The following is a 9,227-nucleotide window of genomic DNA, read 5'->3' on the forward strand; positions in this document are numbered from 1 at the left end:
CAGATATCCTAGAATTATCTCTTGGTTAATGAGTAATGAGAAAAGACAAGACATGTGTGACAATGAAGTTCACAAATGGGTACACAAAAGAACTCTTCTCCCAACTCTTGAAAGAGAATATGATTTCTACGATATTGCAACTATTACAAGAGCTGCTCCAGCTAAAATCTACGGATTCACCGATAAAGGTGCTCTTACTCCTGGATACAGAGCAGACATTGCAGTATACGACATAAATCCTAATGATATCGATCCATCCAAACAAGCTGATGAAATCGAAAAAGGTTTCAACGTAGCTGACTACACTATTAAAGATGGTCAAATCTTAGTTAAAGATAAAGAAATTGTTAAAGTTAAAGAAAGTCAAAACGTTTGGGTTAATGTAAAAGGATGGGAAAGAGAAGAACAAAAAGTCATCGACAACATCATGCCGTTCTTCACCCAGTACTACTCAGTCAAATGGGAAAACTATCCAGTACACGACCACTATGTATCTAACCCAATCAGAATAGATGTTGATGGTAAATAGGGGTGTTTAGTTTGAAAACAATAACTTTTGATCAAATAAAAACTTCTTCAATCGCTTTAGAATTTGATGAATTAATTCCAGATGAAATTTACAACTGGACTGAAGCTGATTTCGCAAAATATCAAGTCCCAATTGGTAACTCCAGATTCCCAATTACTGACTTCTTCAACATAACTGTAGAAGGAGAAGCTGAAGGACCTGATGAAGTAGAAATGATTCTCAACGGTGATTTAAACAGAGTTAAATACATCGGTTGTAAAATGAGCGGTGGAAACATCGTATGTAACAGCAGTGTAGATTTACACGTCGGTGCTGAAATGTCTGGCGGATCCATTCTCGTTAATGGTAACGCAGCTGCTCACGCTGGAAGGGAAATGTCCGGCGGATACTTGGAAATTACTGGAAATACCAAAGAATTCACTGGTGCTTCTTACATTGGTGAATGGAGAGGTATGACTGGTGGTCAAATTGTTGTCGGCGGTAACGCTGGTAAACAATGTGGTGAATGTTTAACTGGTGGTAAAATCCACGTTAAAGGTAACTGTGATATCTTAGCTGGTATTCACATGACCAAAGGTGTCATCGAAATTGACGGTGATGTAAACCGTTGGCCTGGTGGACAAATGAAAAACGGTAACATTATTATCCACGGTTTCCTTGGAAGATTACTCGAAGGATTTGTTCTCAACGGTGTCGTTGTAGATCCTGAAGTAGAAGGTGTTACCTACCAAGGTAAATTTATCCACTATACTGGAGATATCGGTCTTAACGGTAAAGGTAATTTATACTTAGATGCTGAAGCAAACAAAGAAAAATTATCTTCTTACGGAGAATTAGACGACGAATATACTTCAATCAGAGAATACAGGAATTTATAATTCCTCTCTCTTTTTATTTTTTTTATTTTATGGTGGTTATATGGACGAAGAGATTTTATTAAGTGTTGATGAAGCAATTGAATATGTCAGAAATGAAGTTAATGTCGGTGATACTTTAGAAATTTCTTACAATCGTATTTTTGCTCCAGGTGAAGTTTTAGGTATTACCGAAGAAGATGAAGAAACTGGAGAAGGACTTAGGGTTGGTTTACAATTAAATGGTGAAATTTTAAATCAGGCTGTTGAAATTGACTTTAAAGAAATTTATGATGATTTGCTTGAGATTAATCATATCACAGAGGATAAAACTGTCACAATTGAAATTGATTTTACCAGATAATTCTTTTTTTATTAATTTTTAATTTTGTTTCAATATTAACGAACAAATATTTATATACTATAAAACATAAGTAAATGTAAGAGGTGAAATCTATGAAAGAATTATCCTTAACTGTAGATGAAGCTGTAACTTACTTAAAAGAACATATTAAAATCCATGACAATCTTGAAATTTCATACAATAGAATCTTTGCTGAAGGCGAAATTTTAAATGTGGACTTTTCAGAATATTTTGGAAAGCCTGGATTTAAAATATTGTTGTCCTTGGACGAATCTCATTTAAATCCTACTATCGAGATTGATGTATATGAAATTCAGGAAGACTTGATTGAATTTACTCATGAGCCTAAAGACGGTGGTGAGGTTGTGGAAGTAACTGTAGTTTAATTCTACAGTTTATCCATATTTTCAAACGGCATTAATTTTGTATCTGCCTTTACTTCAACATCTATTCCTTTTTCTTTAATGGCAGCTATTGTATTAAGGCCGCTTCCGGTAACTATACCGAAATTATAATTGTCCACTTTTGCATTATAGATTATTTCTCTAGGTTTTCCTATCTTATATGTCGGAATTCCCAATTTAGATAATTTATCCAATAAACTAATGCTGTGATCCCTTGCGACGTAAGGAATCTCTTTTATACTGGCCAGTAATCTTTTAGGTCTGTCATTTTTAGTAATTGATGTCATGTCCTTTGCAATAAATATTTTATGCGGATCCAGTGATGAACCGCTGTATGATATTAAATCAACAAACAATGCAGGTTCGGTCAGTTCAAGCAATCCTCCATATTTTGGGGTGGTTTTGATTCCATTATTGACCAACAGACCATCAATGCTTAAACTGCATACTGTAGCTATTCCCAATTTATTATCATCTGTCGGATGTGATAGAATCTGGTAATGTGGATTGATGTATTTTGTATCGGATTCATAACATTCCTTCATTATGTCGATTGCATCATCCAAATCCTCTTTTTTGATGTATGAAATGTTTGCAACGATATCTCCCTTTTCCTTTTCAACATCAAAATTAACCTGCTGTATCAGATTCCAGGATTTTGATAGGATGAATGGAATTTTTGATTCATCATTATTTGAACTTGTTTTCAGTTTATGGTCAACAGTATTGACAATAGGGGTTAATTTTTCGAAATTTTCCAATTCTTCCCCAATCTTTATATCTATGTCATAACCCAGTTCCTGAACTGCACAGAATGGTGTTATTCCACCTATTATTGCCAGACCAATCATTCCCTTATTGACTGGCAGGCCAAGAATGTTTTCTCCATCTTCAGAAATGGCTATCGTTCCGTTAATTCCAATTTCCTTTAATTTGGATAATGTATCTATTGTTTTCTGCTTTCCAACAGCAGGTATTAGTCTGAAGTTTGCAGGAATGTATCCTGTCCCGTCAGTTATTACATCAAGCACTGATGTCATTTCAGGTGCAATGAATGCGTCAAGAGGAGTTATGGAAGTCTTTTTGTATGATATCAGTTCTTTAAAGGCAACCGGGTGGTTATCTTCAATTTTCAGTAATCCTCCATATACTGGCTGTGAAGCAATTCCTTCATTCAAAAGAATTCCGTCAATGGTTGTTCCGCATATTGTTTTTATCTCCAAGGCATCACCATTTTTGACCCTATTTAAATTAACGTAAGGGCTCACAGAAAGACCATTTGCAAAAATATCTTTTATTATATTATAGCTTTCTTCATTATAAATGGTTGATGTGTTAACTACAACGTTTCCTTTCCTAGTAATATAGTTAAAGTTAGTTAAATATATCAATTCTTCAAATTTTGAATATATAAAATCTACCTGATCGTATATTAATCCTTTTTCTAGCTTTTCGCGTCCCAAATCAGTAATTCGCCTTCCAGAATATCCCATTCTCTCAGTATAGCCCTTTTCATCAAGAATTTGCATATGGTATCTTACGGCACGTTCACCCAGATTAAAACCCTTGTCCTTCAGTTCGTCGGCTATTAGTTTTGATCCTGTTGCTTTTTCCTGCTTGTTCAAAATTCTTAAAATTTCAATCATTCGGCGCTCTGATTCTGACATATGATAGCTCCAGATTACATTTAAAAAATTAAAATGATATTTGGATTAGATATCCAAATATTTTCTTTGTTCGTATCCGAATACCTGTACTCTGTATTCGTCCCATTCCTTATATTTGAGTTCCAGGAATTTTTCACTGACGTGATCTCCTAATGCTCCCAATATGAGTTGATCTTCTTCTAGGGAATGATATGCTTCCCATAAACTTGTAGGCAATACTTTAATTCCCATTGCTTCCCTTTCCTCTTCATTTAGTTCATAGATGTTGATTTCGGTAGGTTCGCCAGGATCAATCTTGTTGACGATACCGTCCACACCGGCTTCCAGCATCACTGCAAATGCGAGATATGGGTTACATGCTGGGTCGGGAGCTCTGTATTCGATACGGGTTGCTTTTCCACGTGCTGCAGGGATTCTGATTAATGTTGACCTGTTTTTAAAACCGTATGCTCGATAAACTGGCGCTTCATAACCAGGCACCAGACGTTTGTATGAGTTGACAATCGGGTTTGTGATTGCGGTTATTGCAGGAGCGTGTTTTAAAAGTCCTCCCATGAAATGCATTGCATCTTTTGAAAGTCCGGTTTCTGAATCAGGGTCTGAAAACAGGTTTTTGTCTCCTTTAAACACTGACTGGTGACAGTGCATACCACTTCCGCTCACTCCGAAGAACGGTTTCGGCATGAATGTTACCCTGTAGTCGAGCTGGTCGTAGGTAGCCATGTTGTCTACGATTGCTTTGATTGCCTGTTTGAATGTAATGACTGCATCTGCAGTTTTCAAAGCATCTTTGAATTTGAATGCGATTTCATTCTGTCCAGGTGCCACTTCGTGGTGGGATGCCTCAACTTCAAAGTCAAGCTCTTCAAGGTTCAGGGTCAGTTCTCTTCTGAAGTCCGGACCTTTGTCCAATGGCTCAACATCAAAATATCCGGCCTGGTCATAAGGCATAGGATATCCGTTTTCATCGATGTCCACAATGAAAAATTCAGGTTCCGGACCTATGTTATATTGCAGTCCCATTTCTGCAATGTGGGAAAGGGACCTTTTAAGCACTCCTCTAGGGTCGCCTGCAAAAGGCTTTTTCTCAGGAGTCCATACGTCACAGATGAATCTGCATGTTGCTGACTCTTCAGGTCTCCATGAAAGTCTTGAGTAAGTGTTAATATCTGGTTTTAGGACTAAGTCACTGTCATTTATTCCAACAAATCCTGCAATTGATGATCCGTCAAATAACATTCCTTCATTGAACAGTTCTCCTAAATCTTCACCATTAAATGGAATAACAATGTTTTTTACTGTACCGTTAATGTCCACAAATTGTAAACGGATAAATTTGATATTGTCCTCTTTCATCTGTTCGTTTATAGCCTGTATCTTTTCTTCACTGATGTCTGCCATTAAATCATACTCCATTTGTTTTTTTTCATCGGAAAATATATTCCTATCTAAAAAAATTTTTCCATCTCATATTATATAAATCTTTTGAATAAAATCTGTAAGATATTAGTTATTTTGTATTTAATGATATAATAAGATATAACATTATTAAAAATCATATAGCTTTTGTTTAGATTTTTTAATAATTTACAACGTTTTGTTTAATATAACTTATAAAAAAATAAGAAAAAAATAGTTGAATGTCTAAATCTCCTGTAAGGAGAATGAAGACAAATCCAATAAATCAAAAGTCAAAATTTCTGGAGCAGCGATAACCTTTCCAATGCCGGTTATTATTTTAAACGCTTCAATCGCTTCAAGACATGCAACTAAATTGGGGGTCGGGCCGATTACTGGAGGAACTCCTGATGTCACATTCTTCAAATCTTCAATAACGTCCTCTGTAAGTTCTTTTCCGGATGACGGCAGGTTGAACATCTCTTCATATGTCTTTTCATTTTCCGGTAAAAATGTGGTAATCTGGCCTAGTGTACCGTGAATTGCACCATGAATGTATGGAATTTCCTTTTCTTTTGCCTTTCTTGAGACGATAACTCTTGTCAATACGTTATCAAGAGCATCAATCACGATATCTGAGTTTGAGATGATTTTATCAATGTTGGTTTCATCCACATGTTCGTTAAAGTTGGTTATTTTAACATATGGATTGATTAATCTGACTTTATCAGCCGCAACATCGCTTTTGGCAAGGCCGACGTCGCTTAATGTTGCCAGGGTCTGTCTGTTCAAATTGGAAATGTCAAAAGCATCTTCATCAACAACTCTAAGCTCTCCAATCCCCATCCTTGCAAGCATTTCAATGGTCTGGCCTCCAATGCCTCCGCAGCCGATAACTGTAATTTTTGCGTCTTTGAATCTTTGCTGCTGGCTTCTTGTAACAATGCTCATCTGTCTGGATGCGATTTCCCAGTATCCGTCACCTATGTATCTAGTTGGCATTCTTTCACCTTAAAAATGATCAAATTCACTGCCGAAGTACTCATATACTTTTTGAAGCTCTTCAGGAATATTCAGCATTTGGGTACAAAATGGAAGGCATTCCTTGCAGTCAACACAGCTGTCAGCTCTTGAATCATCGTCAATCAGTGAGAAATACTGCATGGCGCTTGCTTTGGGGTCGTTCATCATATGTGCAATGTTATATTCGGTCAGGCAGTTAATGATGTCAACGCCGTGAGGGCAAGGCATGCAATAGCCGCATCGGGTGCAGTCATTTCCTAAAAATGTCCTGTATGTCCTTGCAACTTCCCTGATCAATTCCTGATCGTATTCGCTGATGTTATCTAGCGTTGAAGCTATTCTGATGTTGTCCTTTACCTGCTCCAGACTGGTCATACCACTTAAAACACAGTCAACATCGTCTCTGTTCCATAGATATTGGAGTGCCCACTCGACCGGAGTTCTTTTGACTTCGGCCATGTCCCATAGTTTCTGGACTTCCGTTGGGATATTGTTTACAAGTCTTCCTCCTCTGAGAGGCTCCATAATCATGCTTCCAACATTGACCTGTTTTAAATAGTCAAGGCCCATCACGCCTGACTGGTAATATTCGTCAAGATAGTTCATTTGGGTTAATACTACTTCCCATTTAGGGTATTCATCCAAAATCTCTATCAGATAGTCCACTTCGATGTGTGATGAAAATCCGACATGCTTTACCTTTCCGCTGCTTAGGCAGTCGTCCAGAAAGTCCAGAACATTTAAATCCTTGACCTTGTACCAGTCCGGTTCGGTCAGTGAATGGAGCATATAGATATCAATGTAGTCTGTCTTGAGCTTTTCAAGCTGAATGTCGAGATAATAATCAAAATCGCTTCTTTTTTCCATTAGCCAGGATGGTGATTTGGTTGAAAGGATTATTTCATCCCTGTAGCTGTTTTCTTTTAAGAAATTTCCTATGAATCTTTCGCTGTTTCCGTTACCGTCAAGTTCCTTGCTGTGGTAAGGATAAGCCGTATCAATTAAATTAATTCCGTTTTCAATTCCGTATGTGAGCATTTTGGAAGCTTCACTTTCATCAATATCGTCATTGGTAGTTTTTGTCGGCAGTCTCATAGCTCCAAAACCGAGCCTTGAAACTTCCAACCCGCTTTTTCCAAGTTTGTTATATAACATTTCATACCCTCAATTGCTTAACAAGAATATTTTTTTAAAATAAGTTTATTAAATGTTATGTTCAATTAATGTGTTATGTTAGCTTGTTTATTTAATTAACTTCTTTGTGATATTGTTAAATATTGCTTTATTCAAAATTAATAAATGTTTATTAATTGAATGAATTTGGATAAAGTAGTAATTTTACTTTTATTTCATCTTTTCGATATGGCGTTGGGTAATGCTAGCGCATGGGCAAATATTCCAATGGGGTGAGTAATAATGTTTAATTTCAATGAACCAATATCTAAAAAAAAATGCTCTGCTGATGTTTGTAGCATTTGTAGTTTTTTTTGCTGTTGTTATATTTTATTTTTTTAAAATAAATTTATTTTCAATTGTTTTTGAAATATCTGTTATTTTTTCAGTATTAGGTTGGTTTATTTTAACATTTTTCAGTGATGAATTAGATGAAAAATTTAACGTTAAAATACAAAATCCCGGTTCGTATCAATCTGGAGCATTTAATGTTCTTTCATTATCCACCACTGCATTTGGTGTTTTTTTCTTTCTGCTATTCTTATTTGATATCGGATTATTTAAGTCAATTTTATATGCGGTAATTTTTTCATTGCCTTTTTTAGGGGTTGGTTTAAGATTCAATGCATTTAGTGATGAAAGCAGGTGGATTGGTGATAGGGATGTAATAGGCTATCAGCCTTTTTATTTTCTGTGGTGTGCAATGTTTGTTGTTTTGCAGGGTTATTATTCTACATTTCACTGTTCTTCAATAACAGACGGTGTCATTATTTTCATCATTACAACATTAAGTTATTTGTGGATTATATTTCCTGATAAGGTTAACAAATATCTGCCATTTGACAATAGGGAACTCATTGGACTCATAATTTATCTAGGTTTTATATTGGTTGTATTTTCATTGTTAATTAATCAATTTGATACAGTTACTTTTACTGGATTGATGCAAAGTTGGAGGGATTAAATGAATGCAAAACAGATTATAGCAATAATTATTCCAATAGCAATATTCATGTTTAGAAGATATATAAGTATTCTCATAACGCTTCCTATTTTAATAATAGGTTGTATCGTCACTTATTATTTCTATACAAAATCAAAAGAGGATAAATTTTTAAAAGGAGCACTGTCATTATATGGATTGAATTTCTTTTTTATTTTCATAGGGTTTTTAGTATTATTCTTCTTTTAAAAAATCTATTCTTTTAATGGTATTGGTTTAAATTAGTAAAAATAGTTATTAGAAAGATATACCTGGGATTTAAGTATGCCGGGAACGGGATTCGAACCCGTGGCCTCACGGTATCCCAGGTATTAGTCAGAGCACTGCTTTTATACCCTATGAGCCGTGCGCTCTAACCAGCTGAGCCACCCCGGCATATATAACATACATATATTAGTTCATAGTTACATTTAAAGTTTTGCTTTTTTTAAGGTTTTTTGCTATTTTTTCAAAAATTAATATTTTTTAAATGGGGTAACTATATTTAAAATGATGAATAAAAGGTATAATAATTAAGCATTAAGGAGATATTTTTCATGAGTAAAGTTAAAGACATGTCTCTTGCACCTGAAGGTGTTAGGAAAATCGAATGGGTTCAAAAACACATGCCTGTTTTGGAAGCCATTAAAAAGGAATACGAAGAAACTCAACCGTTCAAAGGAATTACTATTGGATCATGTTTACATTTAGAACCTAAAACAATCAATTTAGGTTTGACATTAATGGCTGGTGGAGCAGAAGTAGCAATGACCGGATGCAATCCCCTATCCACTCATGACGATGCAGTTGCAGGCGCAGCTGATTTAGGCTTA

Annotated in this window: 11 protein-coding genes and 1 tRNA gene; 7 read left to right on the forward strand and 5 right to left on the reverse strand. The window is 35.6% G+C overall.

Going from position 1 to position 9,227, the window contains the following annotated elements; all coding sequences use genetic code 11:
• From ACKI2W_RS02885 to ACKI2W_RS02900, 4 genes are all read left to right on the forward strand, one after another.
• The coding region (locus tag ACKI2W_RS02885; protein ID WP_407379050.1) for an amidohydrolase family protein at positions 1-529 on the forward strand (529 nt) is incomplete at its 5' end.
• A 2-nt stretch (positions 530-531) separates the two neighbouring features.
• Entirely contained in the window at positions 532-1,407 is an 876-nt protein-coding gene (locus ACKI2W_RS02890) for a formylmethanofuran dehydrogenase subunit C (protein WP_407379052.1), read from the forward strand.
• Between the two features lie 40 nt (positions 1,408-1,447).
• Entirely contained in the window at positions 1,448-1,747 is a 300-nt protein-coding gene (locus tag ACKI2W_RS02895) for a DUF2097 domain-containing protein (RefSeq protein WP_407379054.1), read from the forward strand.
• A 92-nt stretch (positions 1,748-1,839) separates the two neighbouring features.
• Positions 1,840-2,133 carry a DUF2097 family protein gene (locus ACKI2W_RS02900; protein WP_407379056.1) on the forward strand — a complete coding sequence of 98 codons (294 nt, stop codon included), beginning with the start codon at positions 1,840-1,842 and terminating at the stop codon, positions 2,131-2,133.
• A gap of 2 nt (positions 2,134-2,135) precedes the next feature.
• Here the strand turns inward: ACKI2W_RS02900 and ACKI2W_RS02905 are convergent, their stop codons facing one another.
• The 4 genes from ACKI2W_RS02905 to ACKI2W_RS02920 all read right to left on the reverse strand — a co-directional run bounded on the left by ACKI2W_RS02905 (position 2,136) and on the right by ACKI2W_RS02920 (position 7,394).
• Positions 2,136-3,818, reverse strand: coding sequence for an NrpR regulatory domain-containing protein (locus ACKI2W_RS02905; protein ID WP_407379058.1), 1,683 nt, complete (start codon positions 3,816-3,818; stop codon positions 2,136-2,138).
• 45 nt (positions 3,819-3,863) lie between these two features.
• Complete coding sequence (glnA, locus tag ACKI2W_RS02910; protein WP_407379060.1) at positions 3,864-5,234, reverse strand: type I glutamate--ammonia ligase; 1,371 nt, start codon at positions 5,232-5,234, stop codon at positions 3,864-3,866.
• A 228-nt stretch (positions 5,235-5,462) separates the two neighbouring features.
• Positions 5,463-6,218, reverse strand: a complete 756-nt coding sequence (locus ACKI2W_RS02915) for a HesA/MoeB/ThiF family protein (RefSeq protein WP_407379062.1) — start codon at positions 6,216-6,218, stop codon at positions 5,463-5,465.
• A gap of 9 nt (positions 6,219-6,227) precedes the next feature.
• Positions 6,228-7,394: an aldo/keto reductase gene (locus ACKI2W_RS02920; protein ID WP_407379064.1), complete on the reverse strand. Its 1,167-nt coding sequence runs from the start codon at positions 7,392-7,394 to the stop codon at positions 6,228-6,230.
• Positions 7,395-7,701: 307 nt separating this feature from the next.
• Here ACKI2W_RS02920 and ACKI2W_RS02925 point away from each other — a divergent pair, with 307 nt between their 5' ends.
• Both ACKI2W_RS02925 and ACKI2W_RS02930 read left to right on the forward strand, forming a co-directional pair.
• Positions 7,702-8,376, forward strand: coding sequence for a hypothetical protein (locus tag ACKI2W_RS02925; RefSeq protein WP_407379066.1), 675 nt, complete (start codon positions 7,702-7,704; stop codon positions 8,374-8,376).
• Complete coding sequence (locus ACKI2W_RS02930) at positions 8,377-8,604, forward strand: hypothetical protein (RefSeq protein WP_407379068.1); 228 nt, start codon at positions 8,377-8,379, stop codon at positions 8,602-8,604. It begins immediately after the preceding gene.
• A gap of 76 nt (positions 8,605-8,680) precedes the next feature.
• On the opposite strand, the gene ACKI2W_RS02935 is transcribed toward ACKI2W_RS02930, so the two are convergent.
• Positions 8,681-8,790, reverse strand: a tRNA-Met gene (locus ACKI2W_RS02935).
• A 161-nt stretch (positions 8,791-8,951) separates the two neighbouring features.
• On the opposite strand from ACKI2W_RS02935, the gene ACKI2W_RS02940 reads away from it, so the two are divergent.
• Positions 8,952-9,227, forward strand: a 276-nt coding sequence (locus ACKI2W_RS02940; RefSeq protein ID WP_407379070.1) for an adenosylhomocysteinase, incomplete at its 3' end; no start/stop codon positions are given.

It is taken from the genome of Methanobrevibacter sp., from assembly GCF_045603845.1.
Lineage (GTDB): Archaea > Methanobacteriota > Methanobacteria > Methanobacteriales > Methanobacteriaceae > Methanocatella.

Coding starts and splice junctions, on each gene's coding strand:
- ACKI2W_RS02930 (WP_407379068.1), top strand. CDS start 8,377: ATGAATGCAAAACAGATTATAGCAATAATTATTCCAATAGCAATATTC.
- ACKI2W_RS02895 (WP_407379054.1), top strand. CDS start 1,448: ATGGACGAAGAGATTTTATTAAGTGTTGATGAAGCAATTGAATATGTC.
- ACKI2W_RS02905 (WP_407379058.1), bottom strand. CDS start 3,818: ATGTCAGAATCAGAGCGCCGAATGATTGAAATTTTAAGAATTTTGAAC.
- ACKI2W_RS02900 (WP_407379056.1), top strand. CDS start 1,840: ATGAAAGAATTATCCTTAACTGTAGATGAAGCTGTAACTTACTTAAAA.
- ACKI2W_RS02925 (WP_407379066.1), top strand. CDS start 7,702: ATGTTTGTAGCATTTGTAGTTTTTTTTGCTGTTGTTATATTTTATTTT.
- ACKI2W_RS02915 (WP_407379062.1), bottom strand. CDS start 6,218: ATGCCAACTAGATACATAGGTGACGGATACTGGGAAATCGCATCCAGA.
- ACKI2W_RS02920 (WP_407379064.1), bottom strand. CDS start 7,394: ATGTTATATAACAAACTTGGAAAAAGCGGGTTGGAAGTTTCAAGGCTC.
- glnA (WP_407379060.1), bottom strand. CDS start 5,234: ATGGAGTATGATTTAATGGCAGACATCAGTGAAGAAAAGATACAGGCT.